The sequence below is a fragment of the Acinetobacter sp. BEC1-S18-ESBL-01 genome (assembly GCF_014169935.1).
Taxonomy (GTDB): Bacteria; Pseudomonadota; Gammaproteobacteria; order Pseudomonadales; family Moraxellaceae; genus Acinetobacter; species Acinetobacter pittii.
Map to the genome: position 1 here is coordinate 2,320,150 of NZ_AP022302.1, position 16,235 is coordinate 2,336,384.

The 16,235-nt window shown below is 40.4% G+C and carries 16 protein-coding genes; 1 reads left to right on the top strand and 15 read right to left on the bottom strand.

Annotated elements, in window-relative coordinates:
- Window position 1: 1 nt before the first annotated feature.
- From H7R46_RS10905 to paaA, 15 genes are all read right to left on the bottom strand, one after another.
- Window positions 2-985 carry a hypothetical protein gene (locus H7R46_RS10905; protein ID WP_005069987.1) on the bottom strand — a complete coding sequence of 328 codons (984 nt, stop codon included), beginning with the start codon at window positions 983-985 and terminating at the stop codon, window positions 2-4.
- Between the two features lie 209 nt (window positions 986-1,194).
- The gene (locus H7R46_RS10910) at window positions 1,195-2,139 is read right to left on the bottom strand and encodes a hypothetical protein (RefSeq protein WP_005069989.1); all 945 of its coding nucleotides are present in this window, start codon (window positions 2,137-2,139) and stop codon (window positions 1,195-1,197) included.
- A gap of 347 nt (window positions 2,140-2,486) precedes the next feature.
- A complete protein-coding gene (locus tag H7R46_RS10915) occupies window positions 2,487-2,870 on the bottom strand; it encodes a PaaI family thioesterase (protein WP_005069990.1) in 384 nt (127 codons plus the stop codon).
- 77 nt (window positions 2,871-2,947) lie between these two features.
- Entirely contained in the window at window positions 2,948-3,553 is a 606-nt protein-coding gene (locus H7R46_RS10920; protein WP_005069991.1) for a DapH/DapD/GlmU-related protein, read from the bottom strand.
- The gene (gene paaX / locus H7R46_RS10925; RefSeq protein WP_000062822.1) at window positions 3,540-4,505 is read right to left on the bottom strand and encodes a phenylacetic acid degradation operon negative regulatory protein PaaX; all 966 of its coding nucleotides are present in this window, start codon (window positions 4,503-4,505) and stop codon (window positions 3,540-3,542) included. The genes H7R46_RS10920 and paaX overlap by 14 nt, the downstream gene beginning before the upstream one ends.
- A 53-nt stretch (window positions 4,506-4,558) precedes the next feature.
- Window positions 4,559-5,848 carry a phenylacetate--CoA ligase PaaK gene (gene paaK, locus H7R46_RS10930; RefSeq protein WP_005069995.1) on the bottom strand — a complete coding sequence of 430 codons (1,290 nt, stop codon included), beginning with the start codon at window positions 5,846-5,848 and terminating at the stop codon, window positions 4,559-4,561.
- Window positions 5,849-5,888: 40 nt separating this feature from the next.
- Window positions 5,889-7,097: a 3-oxoadipyl-CoA thiolase gene (gene pcaF, locus H7R46_RS10935; RefSeq protein WP_005069998.1), complete on the bottom strand. Its 1,209-nt coding sequence runs from the start codon at window positions 7,095-7,097 to the stop codon at window positions 5,889-5,891.
- A 12-nt stretch (window positions 7,098-7,109) separates the two neighbouring features.
- Window positions 7,110-8,648: a 3-hydroxyacyl-CoA dehydrogenase gene (locus H7R46_RS10940; protein WP_182924203.1), complete on the bottom strand. Its 1,539-nt coding sequence runs from the start codon at window positions 8,646-8,648 to the stop codon at window positions 7,110-7,112.
- A gap of 2 nt (window positions 8,649-8,650) precedes the next feature.
- The gene (gene paaG / locus H7R46_RS10945) at window positions 8,651-9,442 is read right to left on the bottom strand and encodes a 2-(1,2-epoxy-1,2-dihydrophenyl)acetyl-CoA isomerase PaaG (protein ID WP_000386291.1); all 792 of its coding nucleotides are present in this window, start codon (window positions 9,440-9,442) and stop codon (window positions 8,651-8,653) included.
- Window positions 9,442-10,215, bottom strand: coding sequence for an enoyl-CoA hydratase-related protein (locus H7R46_RS10950; protein ID WP_005070004.1), 774 nt, complete (start codon window positions 10,213-10,215; stop codon window positions 9,442-9,444). The genes paaG and H7R46_RS10950 overlap by 1 nt, the downstream gene beginning before the upstream one ends.
- Before the next feature lie 8 nt (window positions 10,216-10,223).
- Complete coding sequence (paaE, locus tag H7R46_RS10955; RefSeq protein ID WP_005070007.1) at window positions 10,224-11,285, bottom strand: 1,2-phenylacetyl-CoA epoxidase subunit PaaE; 1,062 nt, start codon at window positions 11,283-11,285, stop codon at window positions 10,224-10,226.
- A 23-nt stretch (window positions 11,286-11,308) separates the two neighbouring features.
- Window positions 11,309-11,809, bottom strand: a complete 501-nt coding sequence (gene paaD / locus H7R46_RS10960; protein ID WP_005070011.1) for a 1,2-phenylacetyl-CoA epoxidase subunit PaaD — start codon at window positions 11,807-11,809, stop codon at window positions 11,309-11,311.
- 16 nt (window positions 11,810-11,825) lie between these two features.
- Entirely contained in the window at window positions 11,826-12,581 is a 756-nt protein-coding gene (gene paaC, locus H7R46_RS10965) for a 1,2-phenylacetyl-CoA epoxidase subunit PaaC (RefSeq protein WP_005070012.1), read from the bottom strand.
- A gap of 12 nt (window positions 12,582-12,593) precedes the next feature.
- On the bottom strand, window positions 12,594-12,884 hold the full coding sequence (gene paaB, locus H7R46_RS10970; protein ID WP_000389648.1) for a 1,2-phenylacetyl-CoA epoxidase subunit PaaB: 291 nt from the start codon (window positions 12,882-12,884) through the stop codon (window positions 12,594-12,596).
- A 32-nt stretch (window positions 12,885-12,916) separates the two neighbouring features.
- Complete coding sequence (gene paaA / locus H7R46_RS10975; protein WP_005070015.1) at window positions 12,917-13,855, bottom strand: 1,2-phenylacetyl-CoA epoxidase subunit PaaA; 939 nt, start codon at window positions 13,853-13,855, stop codon at window positions 12,917-12,919.
- 265 nt (window positions 13,856-14,120) lie between these two features.
- Between paaA and paaZ the strand changes: the two genes are divergently transcribed.
- Window positions 14,121-16,223, top strand: a complete 2,103-nt coding sequence (gene paaZ, locus H7R46_RS10980) for a phenylacetic acid degradation bifunctional protein PaaZ (protein WP_005070018.1) — start codon at window positions 14,121-14,123, stop codon at window positions 16,221-16,223.
- Window positions 16,224-16,235 lie beyond the last annotated feature (12 nt).

Genomic DNA, 16,235 nt, shown 5'->3' on the forward strand with positions numbered 1-16,235 from the left:
ACTAAAAATCAAAATCAATTTCTCCAAATTTAAACTTATGGAAGTCGTGTAAGGACTGCTCTTTATCTTTATCTAAAACTCTTAAAGGTGTTTCATCAATATCAAGTTTCCACCAATCACTATTTTCACTAATAGTTAAGGCTTTAACTAACTTACCATTAAATCTTTTATAAATAATTGGTTTAGCTACACCTTTATTACCTTCTGAATTGCACTTATCAATAATATCTTCTATGCAATTCAACATTCCCAATGAAATTTTTGATGGTGTAGTAAGAAGATTTTCATACTCTTCAGTTAATGTTTGAGTATGGGCTTTCATACCAATTACTCCAATATTTCCTTCAGGAATTTGAGTAATTACAGGTACCGCTTTAATACCATTATCCGTCTCTTGCTCGATTAATTCAACTTTATAAAGGAAGTTTTTACCTGTATGAGGACAGCATAAAGCAAATAAATATTCATTATTAATCACCCTCTCCCAACTTTCAGAATCTAAAACATGCTTAGAAGCTGAACTAAGAGCTTCTTTTATAGAATACTCAATGATTTGCTTTATACCATCTACACTTATAGCATTGTAAATATCATCATCTGAATAAATATTATTTTCATATACTATATATCCAGTATTATAGAATGGATTATCTTTTGTATTACAATGTCTGATTAATGAATACTTAATTCCATTTATATCATAATCATGTTTCACTCTAATCTTATCTAAATGACCAACAACACTATTTATTACATGCTGTGCGATCAATGTACTACCAGCTAATGCGATTACACATTCGCCTTGATATCGTGTATAAGGAATATAATTTTTGAATGTTCTTAAAATATATGGTTGATTAACCACAATAGGAACAGCATATATTTTTTTAAATCCAGAAAGTAAAGTCACATTATTTGAAGTAATTGCTGAATCACCTATAAAGAAAATTTCTTCACCTTCATAACCTGCTACTACTAATGTCATAATTACCCCATATTTCCTACAATTAATACTACAACCTTTGCATCCAATACTTTTAGAACTTCAAGATCAAGTCCTAATGCTTTTTGTCTTTTCCCATACGAATCGGCTTTTAATGGTATCTAGCAACTGATGACATTACCAAGTTAAATCTGTTGCATGTATATCAGTATTTATAATATCTATTAAAAAATATTTGATAAAATCACTTCTCACATAAACTGTGCAGCCCAATTTCGAAATTCTTTTTTAGCAACATTATCTTTTATTGCATTTTCAATCTTTAAAATATTATCATAAGCTAAAAGCTTATTTCCCTTCAAACAAAAATCATTTATTTCATGCATATTTTGTTCATATGCCCTAAATTCTTTAACCAACTTTTTGCGATCTTCTTTTTTCATATCTCTTGGATGTTTTAAAGTTCTATGAATAGAAGAAAAATATTTTATTAAATTTTCTATTTCATATGCTTTATATATAATTTCAAAACATTCCACCTTTGCAATTTTCTCTCTACGATATAAATCTATTTTTATCTCACCCTGACTAGATGTAGCATCATAAATATTGCCCTGTGACTCAACCCGTAATCTTCTTTCATTTTCTATTTCTTGTTCAGTTTTCCTAATATTCATCCAAATATCGCCAGAATTGGTAATATTCTGACGTATATCAGCGACTGTCCAATAATTTAAACTTTCATTAGCAGTACTTAGCTGTTTAATTGTTTGAAGTATTTTATGAATTCCATATTTACCAGCAAATAAAGTTATTTTTTCATAATTATCTTTTAGCTCATTTATTAATAAAAATTTCTCTTCTAAAATTTTAAAGTTTTCAGACTCAGTTCTAAGAGTATTCATCAACTTATATTGTGCCTTGAATTCAGCTCCAAAATATTTTTTTCCACAATCTTTACCAATTATAATCTCTTTTCCAGTTTTCAACTTAACAAGAAAACCATAGTTATGTTTAGTTTTACATCGACTAATTCCACATTTAACTTTATCTCTAAATTGATAAGGTGCAATAATATGACTAAGATTGTCTATCGCTTCTTCTTCATTATTTATAGTAATTTCAGGCAAAAAATTTGGTCTTTCCTCAATATCTTTCCAATTGTAAATTAAACGGTATTCTTGCACTTCCAGCATTTAACAACCACCTATAAATTCTGCATTATGGAATTTTTGATTTGAAGCTTTAGTAATTTCTTGATATCAAGTCGTAATTTGTGCTTCGTTATCAACTTCAATATTGCTCAAGAAATCTCGAACACTTGCGAAAATGACATTAATTTGCCCTTTTTATTCAAGGCAATTATTAACTTATTAATTTTAATTTACCATATTTGAATCTATATAAAATACATTCAAGTGAATTGTGCGACAGATTAAGTCGTAGGATTAATTGTTATATAGTTCATACTGAAACAGTTAAAAGAATGATTATAAAAGAGCCCCTGTTTTTGCAGGGACTCTTTTTTAAAACCAACCACATCTTACGGCGCGAGTCTATAACAGGTCGATGTAAACAAAGCGACTCTATTATTCAAACCGTCTGTTATCAACACTTCATAATGCGCGAATTTTTTACTACTTCCGACCTTGGTTGCCGTTGCAAATAACACCCTATCCTTCGCACCGCTCATATAGCGAATATCTGCCTGTAAGCCAGTATATGGCGCATCCCCTGCATTACAAGCCATCGCAAAAGCGATATCGGCTAAAGAAAATATGACACCACCATGCACGCCGCCCAAGGCATTCATGTGCTCGTCTTTCACATTAAGCTTGCAACGCGCTTCATCAAAACTGCGATGCAGCACTTGAACACCCAATAGCTCTGCGAATTGATCAACCGCAGTCGTTTCCATATTTTGCACAAACGTCTCCCTACTCGTGCGAGTATTCCTTAAGTTTCATGAACTCATGTGTATTGAAATCGACTGATTAAAAGCCCTTAAACGCTATCTTGTTTAATCTGATAGTTTGAAGAACGAAAGTCCTTATAGGTCAGGCGGTCATCCAACTCTGAGCTTAAAGGCTGAACTTCTTGCATTGAGTTTAAGCAGCGCTGTGCAAGCTCAATGTACTCTTGCGTGCCTCTAGTTTTCCACTTTTTTTCTTGTTCTGATAAATCACGTGCAACCTTGGCAGGACTGCCCATTGCCAATACATTTGCCGGAATAACATCTTTGGTTTTGACTAGACTATTTGCACCAATAATGGTGTTTTCACCAATTTCGGCATAGTCCAAAATTACGCTGTTCATGCCGACCAAGACATTTTTACCAATACGGCAGCCATGTAAAGTTGTGCCATGCCCAATGTGACCCATTTCTTCAACTAAAGTCACGCTTTGCGGAAAACCATGTATGGTGCAGTTATCTTGTACATTAGCATTTTGCTTAATATGGATACGGCCAAAATCGGCACGCAATGAAGCAAATGGCCCTACATATACGCCCGCTTCAATAATCACATCACCAATTAAAACAGCAGTTGGATGTACAAAAGCCTCTGGGCTAACGACGGGAATAACACCGTCAATACTATAACAAGGCATGATTTAACCTCTCATTTGTCGCCACCAAACCTCCGAAACGGCGCCAATAATGTGCTGTGGCATTTGGCATTGGTCCTTCTGCTGTTGCGGCAACAGACAAGAAGTATTCATCCGCAGGTTCAAATACTTTTTTATAAATGTTCATTGATAAAGTTCGTGCACTAATCGCAGGCCAGTCAGTTGGCAACAACTCAAGCGGTAATGCAGGGTCTTTCAATAAAATCCGTCGATAATAATGAATCAGCAAAGTTCGAATTTGAAAGGCCTGAACCGGTTCGAGTTGTTCGTTTTCTTGCATCAGCAACACGCCAATTTCTCTAAAAATATCGAGAAACTGTAAATATCTTTGGCGTAATTCATCAATTGGCCAGTTGGTTCTAAGCATACGCCCGATGGTATCGACCGAATTATTAAAGAGCTGCAAGGTTTCAGCTTTAAACACCACCACTTGCTCACTCATATTTAAATCAACCAACAAACGTTGCAGTTCAATACGGTTACACCCCGGATAAGCCATTAAGTTTGTCGAAATATTGGCAAATCCTAACCATTCAAGTTCTTTTTTTAACAACGCTTTATTTTCAGTGTCGAGGCTAGACATCAGAATAAGATCCCAATAATGGTCCCACTCTTTCATCTGGTCGTTATAAATACGTTGTTCGGCTTGCAAATAGGTCGAACGGCTCGAATCGGTAATTCGATAAAAACTGGTTCTGCCGATTTTGTCCGAACATAACCAATCATTTTTAACTAAACGAAAAACTGAGGTTCTTACAGCGCGGTCATTAAAACCAAATAGCTCTAATAACTGAATCAGGCTTGCAAGACTAATGTTTCCACCCCGATGAAGTACTGAATCTCCAAAAATTGTCGAAATAAGCGAAGTTCCACTTAAGGTTTCATTCTTTACAACAGAATCAATTATTTGCTGTATTTTTGCACTCATACTCATGTCTTGGCGTTTAGTTTCAGGGTATAGATTCTATACCCTGAATGATCTTGATGTTAAGCAATCTGACGCATATCGATTACCCGCTTTGCCTTACCTTCCGAACGAGGTAAGGTCGCTTCCGTCACAACTTCTACAGTAACGCTAATCCCAATCATGGTTTTAATGCGCTTCATCAACTCCTGAGCAAGTTGATTGGCCTGTATATTACAGTTATGACACATCTCTGTACGAATATGCAAAGTATCCATATGTCCTTTTTTAGTCACCAAAATTTCATAATTTGGAACTAAATGCGGAACTTGCAAAATTTGCTCTTCAATTTGTGTCGGGAAAACGTTCACACCGCGAATAATGAGCATGTCGTCGCTACGGCCCACAATTTTATCCATTTTACGCATAACTAGATTTTCACCCGGTAGTAAGCGGGTCAAATCACGAGTACGGTAACGAATAATCGGTAAGCCTTCTTTGGTAATGGTGGTAAAGACTAGCTCGCCAAGTTCGCCATCTTTACAGACTTCACCTGTTTCAGGGTTAATAATTTCTGGGTAGAAATGATCTTCCCAAATTGTTAGACCTTCGCCCTCACCTAAGCACTGCATCGCAACGCCCGGCCCCATCACCTCAGACAAGCCATAAATATCAAGTGCTTTAATATTGAGGCGTTCTTCAATCTCACGGCGAAGTTCGTTGGTCCATGGCTCGGCACCAAAAATCCCGACTTTTAAAGACGTATTACGTGCAGTACCAAATTGTTGTTCGAGCTTTTCAATAATGCTCACGCAATACGATGGCGTAACCATAATTGCAGTAGGTTTAAAGTCTTGAATAAGCTGAACTTGCTTTTCAGTTTGCCCACCAGACATTGGAATAACCGTCGCACCTAAACGCTCGGCACCATAATGTGCGCCTAAACCACCTGTAAACAGTCCATAGCCATAAGCCACCTGAACCATATCTTTCGCGGTTAAACCTGCCATGCGTAAGCAACGCGCAACAATATCCGACCAAGTATTAATATCTTTTTGGGTATAACCCACCACGGTCGGTTTACCCGTTGTACCCGATGATGCATGTAAACGCACAATTTGCTCTTGCGGTACGGCAAACATTCCAAACGGATAGTTGTCTCTTAAATCCTGTTTGGTGGTAAATGGAAACTTCGCCAGATCGTCTAAAGTCACGAAGTCATCAGGATGTACACCCGCTTCATCGAACTTTTTCTTATAGACCGGACTATTTTCATATACAAAAGTCAGGGTTTGCTTTAACCGTTTAGTTTGCAGCTCTCTAAGCTCTGCAAGTGTTAATTGCTCAACATTATCCGTTGTAAGGCTGTCCATCGCCTCTCTCCTCATTATGTAATTTTAAAAACCGTCTGAATTAATTTAAGTTTTCCAAAATCAGTGCAACGCCTTGTCCAACACCTACACACATCGTGCAAAGCGCATAGCGTCCACCGCGTTTTTTTAGCTCACGTGTTGCCGTAATGACTAAGCGAGTACCACTCATACCGAGCGGATGGCCTAACGCAATCGCACCGCCATTTGGGTTCACGCGTTCATCGTCATCTTTTAGCCCAAGTTCACGCATACAAGCCAAAGATTGGGCTGCGAATGCTTCATTCAGCTCAATCACATCCATCTGATCTAGCGTTAAACCTGTTTGCTTTAAAATTTTCTGTACAGCCGGAACAGGACCTATACCCATATATTTGGGTTCAACCCCTGCACTTGCAATGCCTATCACGCGTGCTAAAGGTTTTAAACCATGTGTATCTGCAAATTCACGGTTGGTAATTAACACACACGCAGCACCATCATTTACACCAGAGGCATTTCCGGCAGTCACCGAACCGCCTTCTTTTTTAAACGGCGCTTTTAGCTTAGCGAGCGCTTCAAGTGTTGTTTCACGCGGATGTTCATCGCGGTTCACCACAACCACGTTTTTCTTACGATCTACAATCTCGACAGGCAATATCTCATCGTTAAAGAAACCGTTTTGTTGGGCAGCAGCGGTTTTTTGTTGGCTGTGCAATGCAAACACATCTTGGTCTTCACGACTAATCTGATATTTTTCAGCTACATTTTCGGCAGTTTCAGGCATGCTGTCGGTGCCGTATTGTGCTTTAAGTTGTTTATTTACAAAGCGCCAGCCAATGGTGGTGTCGTAAATTTCAGGTGTACGGCTAAACGCTTCGGTTGGTTTAGCTTGTACAAATGGTGCACGGCTCATTGACTCTACACCACCTGCCAACACAAACTGCGCTTCGCCAGCTTTAATAGAGCGTGCTGCAAGCCCTACTGCATCTAAACCAGAAGCACACAAGCGATTAACCGTCATGGCCGGAACTGTATCTGGTAAGCCCGCCAAGAGTGTTGCCATACGTGCAACGTTACGGTTGTCTTCACCTGCTTGGTTGGCACATCCTAAAAATACTTCGTCTACGGTATTCCACGGCAAGTTCGGGTGTTTATCTTTTAAATATTTGATGGGCAATGCAGCTAAATCATCTGCACGTACTGCACTTAAGGCACCTGCATATCGTCCAATTGGGGTACGAATAAAATCGCAAATTAAAACGTCTTCCATGTTGACTCCTGATTATGCAAATTCGGTCATATCACGTGAATATTGGGTAGCAATGTTTTGGGTTTTCGCTACGTATTGCTTGAGGTAGATACTCGCGCGATATTTTTCCTCTCCATACAGTGCATATAAGTTATTTAAGGTTTGGAGCACATAAGCGCCGCCCATTTGTGTCAACCACTGGTAAGGGCCTTTAGGATAATTCACTCCATATTTCATGGCATTATCAATATCTTCCAGACTCGCAACACCATGTAAACTTGCTTCGCAGGCTTCATTAATGAGTAAAGCGATGGTGCGTAAGGTTAACAGTGCCGGATGGTCTTTAATCCACATCACGCTGATGCCAAACTGTGCAAAGTAAGCCTCAACTTTAGCCAAATCACTTGCTTCACAAAGCTCGTTATGACTGAGTACTAAAGCTTCCGCGTGCTCAAAATCATGATGCCAATCCATTAAAACCACTTTACGGCTCAGGTAATGAATATTGGCTGACTCACCTTGGCTTAAACGTAAGTCGATATCATCAATCTGAAGAATATTGTCGTCGCTCGCAGATCCGCTTTTTAAACCTAAACGGGTTAAAAACGCAGGTAGCTGAGACCAAGTCCCTTTTAGCTGAATATGGGCATCGACTGGCTCGGCAACCACAGCTTGAGGCTGAAATGTCTCGTACAGATTTTTTTCGTTATAGTGATAAAAGCCTTGTTTTGACTTACGGCCCCAAGCACCCGCATCGACTAATTCTTTTTGAATGAGGCTTGGGCGGTAGCGTGGTTCGTAAAAAAACTCTTGGTAAACGCTTTGGGTTACCGAAAAGTTAACATCTTGCCCGATGAGGTCGGTAAGTTCACACGGCCCCATCGCAAAACCGCCGCATTGCTTTAAGGCATAGTCGAGTTGGTCGTAGCTGGTAACTTGTTCTTGCAGTGCTCTAAAGCCTTCTGCATAAAACGGACGTGCAATTCGGTTAACAATAAATCCGGGAGTCGACTTGGTGAGTACCGGAATTTTTTTCCAGCCCAACATCAAGTTTTTTAAAGCCAAACATAAGCTGTTTGGGGTTTTTAAGCCTTGTACAATTTCAACCAGTTTCATCACTGGCGCAGGGTTAAAAAAGTGTAAACCCACCACGCGCTCAGGGTGAGCAATGCCAGCCGAAATTGCAGTCACTGAAATTGAAGATGTATTGCTTGCAAAAATGGTTTGCGCACTACAAATTTCAGCAAGTTGCTTAAATAAAGACTGTTTAACTTCTTTTTTCTCAACGACCGCTTCAATAACTAAGTCAGCGTCTCTTAAAGCTTCAATTTGATTGACCACCGTTAAACGCGCTAAGGCTTCATCAGCTTGCTGCTGTGTGAGCTTGCTCTTTTCAACCAGCTTTTTAAAAGTCTGCCCTAAGCCTTGAGCGGCTTGTTGCGCTTTTTGAGCATCTAAATCATATAAAACGGTCGAGTGCCCATTAACGATCGCTAACTGAGCAATGCCGATGCCCATGGTGCCAGAACCAATGACGGCAATTCGGGCACGAGATAAATCTAAATCTGTCATGCTTAGCGCCCTTTAAAATTTGGTTCACGTTTATTCATAAAGGCTTGTACACCTTCACGATAATCTTCTGAACGACCCGCAATACGTTGTAAATCACGCTCTAACAGCATTTGCTCATCAAAGGTGTTATTACTTGATTGATGAATGGCTTTTTTAATAAGAGATAGACCAAAAGTAGGTTGTTTCGCTAAACGTTCAGCGAGTTCAGTCACCTTTGTTTTAAGTTCAGCATCTTCTACAACATCCCAAATCATGCCCCATTCTTTTGCGGTTTCTGCCGGTAGCTTGTCACCTAACAAAGCCAATCCCATCGCACGGGCATGGCCTACGGCACGTGGTAAAAACCATGTACCCGCAGAATCTGGAACCAAACCTAAGCGGCAAAAGGCTTGTACAAAGTTTGCCGATTTAGCTGCAATCACCAAGTCACACGCCAGTGCAATATTTGCCCCTGCACCTGCTGCCACACCATTTACGGCGCAAATCACAGGCTTTGGCATATTTACAATCGTTTTAATGAGCGGGTTATAGTAGGTTTCAATGGAATATCCTAAATCTGGAGCTTCAGCATTTGGGTCTACTACACGATCACCTAAATCTTGCCCTGCACAGAAGCCGCGGCCTTCACCACTAATTACGACGCAGCGAACATCCGGATTTTTAGTCCACAGATTTAAAACCTCAGCCACTTCACGGTGCATATCAACGTTAAAGCTATTCAGTGCTTTTGGGCGGTTAAATGTCAGGTAGCCAACACCATTTTTTTCTTCAGCAATAATATTTTGATAGTCCATCACTCACCTCTAAACACTGGCTTTCTTTTCTCAAAGAAAGCATTAATCCCTTCGTTTCGATCTTTTGTAGCCGCCAGCCAGACAAAGTTTTGACGTTCAAACTTGAGTCCCTGACTTAACGTTGTTTCATGAATACTTTTAATTGATTGTTTAATCACGCGAATCGCTAAAGGCGCTTGTTTGGCAATTTTGGCTGCAAGTTGAACCGCATATTCAACAGTTAATTCGGTCGGCACCACTTGACTGCAAATGCCGTGTTGCTCTGCCTGTTTTGCCGAAATCATCTCACCTGTCATGGCCCAGCGCATAGTAAGTTGTTGTCCAACCAAGCGTGCTAAACGCTGTGTTCCACCTGCACCCGGTAACATACCAAGGCCAATTTCAGGTAAAGCAAAACGGGCATTTTCACCGCAAATCACCATATCTGAATGCAAAACCAACTCGAACCCAGCGCCCAATGCATAACCATTAACTGCGCTAATCAGCGGTTTACTAAAGGCATCAATTTTTTGCCAAAGCTTCGGACGAATATCGAGTTGTAAAGTCACGGCGTCCATTGCAGCCAGCTCGCTAAGATCTGCTCCAGCCGCAAAACACTGAGCGTTACCCGTTAAAACCACCGCTTTGACTTGAGTATTATGTTCAGCTTCTTCGAGCAACTCGCACAAACACTGCAATGTTGCATTGTTTAAAGCATTTCTTTTTTCCGGACGGTTTAGGATTAATAACAAAACACCGTCAGCAGCTGTACTGGCTTTGATCAACTCTTGCATGACAGCCTCTATTCATCAAAACTCAAACGAACATTTGAGCCTTTTGGTAAGGTCTGACAGCTCAGCACATAGCCCTTTTCAACTTCATCTTCTTCAAGACTGTAGTTAAGGAACATATCGACTTCGCCAGAAAGTACCTTACAGCGACAGGTCGCACACACCCCACCTTTACATGCATACGGTAAGTCAGCACCTGCACGTAAAGCTGCGTCAAGAATACTTTCATCATCTTGAGCCACAGAAACAATTAATTCACGACCATCTAAAATGATGTTTACTTTTTCTTCTTTACGGTTTGCATCCGCTTCAACACTGCGTTTACGCGCTTGTCCTGTATGGAAACGTTCGGTGTGGATTCGCTCTTTGGCAATACCAAAGTTCGGCAAAGTGCTTTCTACAGCATTCATCATTTCGTCTGGGCCGCAGGCAAAAACATGGTCGAAGTTTGTTTCAAGCACTTCAAAATCAAAAAGTTGCTTAAGCTTTTCTGCATCAATACGACCATTCATCAGTTCACTGTCATTGAACTCACGAGAAAAAATATTGATGAGTTGAAAGCGTTCTTTAAACTGATCTTTCAAATCCATAATTTGCTCGGCAAACATGGTTTGTTTCCATGAACGATTGCCATAGAGCAACGTAAATTTTGCTTCAGGTTGCTCAAACAAAACTTGCTTAACAATCGATAAAATTGGGGTAATACCACTGCCCGCAGCAACGCCTAAATAGTTTTGTCCGCCCATCTTGGCTGCTTTTTGAAAAAACACCCCTTGTGGTGGCATCACTTCAAGCACATCGCCCACTTTTAAATGGTCATTTGCCCAGTTTGAAAATTGACCCTGATCAATTTTTTTAACCGCAATGCTGATGTCTTCTTTGCCTGCATAACTACAAATTGAATAACAACGGCGGATTTCACCAGCTTCGGTTAAATGGCGAATGGTTAAGTGTTGACCTGGTTGAAATTGAAATTGTTCTTGTTGTTCAGGTACAACGTCAAATGCAATACAAATTGCCTGATCGGTTTGTGGTGTAATACTTTTTACTTTTAATGGTACAAATTGGCTCATGGCTGATTTCCTTATCTAAAGACTTAAATACATTTGAAGTAATCAAAAGGCTCAAGACAGTCCTGACATTTATAAAGTGCTTTACAGGCGGTAGAACTAAACTCTGTTAACAGTCGGGTATGTCGGCTTTTACAACGTGGGCACTCGACACCATCATTTAAATGAACGTGAGTTCCACACTGATGCGCCAACCCTTCTGGTGGTGCAATGCCATAAACTTGCAGTTTCTTTTTCCCTGCTTCAGACATCCAGTCCGTGGTCCATGCTTCTGACAAATCAACCATGACTTTGACCGGTGTCAAAGCTTCTGCGGTAAATGCCTCAACAATTTGTGCTTTGAGCATATCTGTTGCTGGGCAACCGCTATATGTCGGAGTTAGACGAACAATAATTTCTTGTTGATCATTAAGCTCTACACCGCGGATCATGCCTAAATCGACAACCGATAAAACCGGAATTTCAGGGTCACTTACCGTTTGTAGAACATCCCAACATTGGTCGATGCAATGACGAATCATTTGCATGGCTCACCTCCTTGTCTTACCAGGTCATTCCCGGATAAGTTCTTTGAATACATTGCATTTCAGCCAACAAATAACCTAAATGCTCGGTATGCAATCCTTGTTTTGCACCGCGGCGATAAGCACCGTTCACAGCAACATTTAATTCAAAGCGCTTAAGCTCATCTGCAATGCTTTGGTTCCATTGTTCTTTTTCATTTGAAAAATCTGGAATCACGCCTTCTGCAACTAGTGCTTTTTCGTCTGCACTCAGTTCAAATAATTCAGCGGTAAAGCGCCATAAATTATTTAATCCGTCTTGTACACGTTGATGCGCTTCATCTGTGCTTAAACTTAAACGCTCCATCCAGCTTGTCGAAAAGCGGATGTGATACTTCACTTCTTTTAAAGATTTGACAGCAAGCGCACTTAATTCAGGAAGTGAGCTTTGTGTTAAAGCCGTAAATAAATGAAGATGGTAATGGTCCATCAACCACTGGCGTACAATCGTTTGTGCAAAGTCACCATTGGGTTGTTCGCACAACAATAGGTTTAAAAACTCACGCTCAGTACGGAAATATGCAAGTTGGTCTTCATCACGCTTAGCTTCATCGTATTGACCAGCCAAAGTCAGAAAGTTTCTTGCCTGACCCAACAAGTCCAAGCCGATATTTGCTAAGGCAATATCAATTTCTAGCTCAGGTGCATGCCCGCACCATTCAGCCAAACGCTGAGATAAAACCAGTTGACTGTCGCCAATATGTAATAAGAATTTAGATAAAACTGAATGATTCATTTGCCATTCCCCTTACATGTGCTCAATGCCATCTGGGATATGGTAAAAAGTCGGATGACGATAAACCTTGTCTAAAGAAGGATCGAAAAATTCAGCTTTTTCATCTGGCTGTGATGACTTAATCAGTTCTGAACGAACTACCCAAATGCTAATTCCTTCATTACGGCGCGTATAAACATCGCGAGCATGTTGCAGTGCGATTTCATCATCAGGTGCTCTTAAGCTACCTACATGACGGTGGCTTAAGCCTTGTTTACTACGTACAAATACTTCGTAGAGTGACCAGTTGTTTTTATCTTCCATTTTGATTTCCTCAAATTTTTCCATAAATCTTGTTAAGCCACTTTGTTCGCTTCAAGCTGCTGTTTTTTCGCGTAGACCACTGCTGCATCACGAACCCATTTGCCGTTTTCCCATGCTTTACGGCGTGCTTCGATACGCTCGTGATTACATGGTCCACGTCCGGCAATCACTTCATTAAATTCGTGCCAGTCGATCTCGCCAAACTCATAGTGGCCTGTTTCTTCATTGAACTTTAAATCTGGGTCCGGTACTTCCAAGCCAAGTTGCTGTACTTGTGGCACGGTGTTATCGACAAACTTTTGACGTAATTCATCGTTACTAAAGCGTTTGATTTTCCACGCCATGCTTTGCGCGCTGTTTGGAGAATGCTCATCACTTGGACCAAACATCATCAGTGCTGGCCACCAGTAGCGATTTACTGCATCTTGTGCCATCTGTTTTTGTTCTGGCGTTCCGTTTGCCAAAGCCATCATGGCTTCAAAACCTTGACGTTGGTGGAAACTTTCTTCTTTACAAATGCGTACCATTGCACGTGCATATGGCCCATATGAAGTACGGCAAAGCGCAACTTGGTTCACAATGGCTGCCCCATCGACAAGCCAGCCAATTGCAGCGACATCTGCCCAAGTCAAAGTTGGATAGTTAAAGATTGATGAGTATTTCATTTTCCCATCAATTAATTTTTCCATCATGTCATCACGGTCTGCACCTAAGGTTTCTGCTGCGCTATACAGATATAAGCCATGACCCGCTTCATCTTGTACTTTCGCAAGCAAAACCGCTTTACGTTTTAAAGTTGGTGCGCGAGTAATCCAGTTTCCTTCAGGCAACATACCTACAATTTCAGAATGGCCATGTTGCCCAATTTGACGAATCAATGTTTTGCGATAGGCATCGGGCATTTGGTCCTTAGCCTCGATCGTAATTTCATTGGCAATATTTTGTTCAAATTTCTGGTAATTGTTTTCCATTCTTTCACTCCCTGTAGGCATCACCCTTGAATCTATTTTTCGATACACTAAAAGCAAAGTCAATCACTTTTTTAGTATCAAATTAAATCCAACCAAAAAACAAGAATTAAATAGCTGAAATTAATAAATATTAATTAAAAACAAAAAATCTTTTTACGCTTACAAATCAAAATAAAGTTGACTTTTAGACAAATTAATCTGAAATTATGAATCATATTTTTGCAATTTTTATAATTGATGTATCAAATAAAAAAGGAGTTTGGTCATGCTTGAACAAGCACACCTAGAAGGAACCTCAACTGACACAGATTTTCAGCAGTCTGAGCATCAACTGCCTCATCTTGCTTCTTATATCTATGGAACATGGCATTCGACGAGTGAAGAACTGCGCCCTGTTTATCATGCCATTACAGGTGAATCGATTTATGCCGTAAGTAGTCATGGCATAGATATGAAACGTGTTGTTCAATATGCCAAACAAAATGGTTCAGAACTGGCTAACTGGACGTTTCACCAACGTGCCAATGCATTAAAACAAATTGCCCAATATTTACTTGAGCGCAAAGAAGAGTTCTACAAACTTGCTTATGCCACAGGCGCAACTCGTAAAGATGCGTGGATTGATATTGAAGGTGGTATCCAGACATTATTTGCTTATTCAAGTCTGGTTCGTCGTGAACTTAATGACGAAAAAATTATTACCGAAGATAGCTGGATTCAATTATCTAAAAATGGAACTTTCGGTGCTAAGCACATTTTAAGCCCTAAAGCGGGTGTTGCCGTTCACATTAATGCTTTTAACTTTCCAATTTGGGGAATGCTTGAAAAAATTGCACCGACGTTACTTGCTGGTGTGCCATGTATTGTTAAGCCTGCAACCGACGGTGCCCAATTAACTCAAGCAGTTGTAAAAGCCATTGAAGAAGTACATGTGTTACCAAAAGGTTCACTACAACTCATTTGCGGTCAGACTTATGACCTATTAGAGCATTTAGGCCCACAAGACTGTGTGACCTTTACAGGTTCTGCCTACACAGGCCAAAAACTGCGTAACCACCCTCACCTCAATAAATATTCAATTCCATTTAGTATGGAAGCCGACTCGGTAAACAGTGCAATTTTAAGCCCAGAGGCAAATGAAGAAACTGTCGATTTATTTGTGCGTGAAGTCTTCCGTGAAATGACCACCAAAGCAGGTCAAAAATGTACTGCGATTCGTCGTGCATTTGTTCCTGAAAATTTGTTAGCGACTGTGCAAGAGAAGCTCACTGCCAAACTTGCTAAAGTTGTGGTGGGTGATCCTCAAAAAGAAGAAACCACCATGGGTGCTTTAGCCAGTATTAAACAAAAACATGACGTTGCAGAGAAAGTTGCCGAACTCAGCAAAGACGCAAAAATTGTTTTTGGTGGCAACGATAGTTTTACATTTAATGCAGATCATCCTGAAAAAGGTGCTTTTTTCGCTCCAACTTTATTGGTGTGCGAACAGCCTTTACAAGCGACTAATGTTCATACCACGGAAGCGTTCGGTCCTGTATGTACACTCATGCCATATCAAAACATTGAAGAACTAGCTGACCTTGTTTCGCGTGGTGAAGGTAGCCTAGTGGCTTCTGTCGTTAAAAATAACGATGAGAATATTGAGCAGATTATTCAAAAAATTGCGCCTTGGCATGGCCGTGTGCATGTACTTGATGCAGAATCGGCAAAAGAAAGTACAGGTCATGGTTCACCACTTCCGCATTTAGTACACGGCGGACCTGGTCGTGCAGGTGGTGGTGAAGAGTTAGGTGGTATTCGCGCCGTTAAACACTATATGCAGCGTACTGCAATTCAAGGTTCTCCAAACAGTCTGACGCAAATTACCCACTCATGGACTGCTGGCTCAAAAGTTAATGAAGACCGTGTACATCCATTTAAAAAGTCTTTTGATGAGTTAGTAATTGGTGAACGCCTATTAACAGCGCGTCGTACAGTCACCGAAGCTGATATTGTCAATTTTGCTTGTTTAAGCGGTGACTACTTCTATGCACATACCGACAAAATTGCAGCTGCCGAGTCTTTCTTTGGTGAACGTGTGGCACACGGCTACTTCATTGTGTCTGCCGCAGCAGGTCTATTTGTAGATGCAGCACAAGGCCCTGTAATTGCCAATTATGGTATGGACAACTTACGTTTTGTTGAACCGGTTAAAATTGGTGACTCAATCCAAGTTGAACTCACCTGTAAACAAAAAACACCTAAACCACAAAAAGACCCGTCTCAGCCTGCACATGGCGTTGTGGTATGGGATATTAAAGTCAAAAACCAACGCGGTGAACTTGTCGCAACTTACGACATTTTAACTTTAGTTGCTCGCGAGGCTTAATGTTTAAAATGA

Bases quoted from the DNA above. Each gene is read 5' to 3' on its own strand.
- H7R46_RS10905 (WP_005069987.1), bottom strand. From the start codon at position 985: ATGACATTAGTAGTAGCAGGTTATGAAGGTGAAGAAATTTTCTTTATA.
- paaE (WP_005070007.1), bottom strand. From the start codon at position 11,285: ATGAGCCAATTTGTACCATTAAAAGTAAAAAGTATTACACCACAAACC.
- paaD (WP_005070011.1), bottom strand. From the start codon at position 11,809: ATGCAAATGATTCGTCATTGCATCGACCAATGTTGGGATGTTCTACAA.
- H7R46_RS10910 (WP_005069989.1), bottom strand. From the start codon at position 2,139: ATGCTGGAAGTGCAAGAATACCGTTTAATTTACAATTGGAAAGATATT.
- H7R46_RS10950 (WP_005070004.1), bottom strand. From the start codon at position 10,215: ATGCAAGAGTTGATCAAAGCCAGTACAGCTGCTGACGGTGTTTTGTTA.
- paaG (WP_000386291.1), bottom strand. From the start codon at position 9,442: ATGGACTATCAAAATATTATTGCTGAAGAAAAAAATGGTGTTGGCTAC.
- pcaF (WP_005069998.1), bottom strand. From the start codon at position 7,097: ATGGAAGACGTTTTAATTTGCGATTTTATTCGTACCCCAATTGGACGA.
- paaC (WP_005070012.1), bottom strand. From the start codon at position 12,581: ATGAATCATTCAGTTTTATCTAAATTCTTATTACATATTGGCGACAGT.
- paaZ (WP_005070018.1), top strand. From the start codon at position 14,121: ATGCTTGAACAAGCACACCTAGAAGGAACCTCAACTGACACAGATTTT.
- H7R46_RS10940 (WP_182924203.1), bottom strand. From the start codon at position 8,648: ATGACAGATTTAGATTTATCTCGTGCCCGAATTGCCGTCATTGGTTCT.
- paaX (WP_000062822.1), bottom strand. From the start codon at position 4,505: ATGAGTATGAGTGCAAAAATACAGCAAATAATTGATTCTGTTGTAAAG.
- paaK (WP_005069995.1), bottom strand. From the start codon at position 5,848: ATGGACAGCCTTACAACGGATAATGTTGAGCAATTAACACTTGCAGAG.
- paaA (WP_005070015.1), bottom strand. From the start codon at position 13,855: ATGGAAAACAATTACCAGAAATTTGAACAAAATATTGCCAATGAAATT.
- H7R46_RS10920 (WP_005069991.1), bottom strand. From the start codon at position 3,553: ATGCCTTGTTATAGTATTGACGGTGTTATTCCCGTCGTTAGCCCAGAG.
- paaB (WP_000389648.1), bottom strand. From the start codon at position 12,884: ATGGAAGATAAAAACAACTGGTCACTCTACGAAGTATTTGTACGTAGT.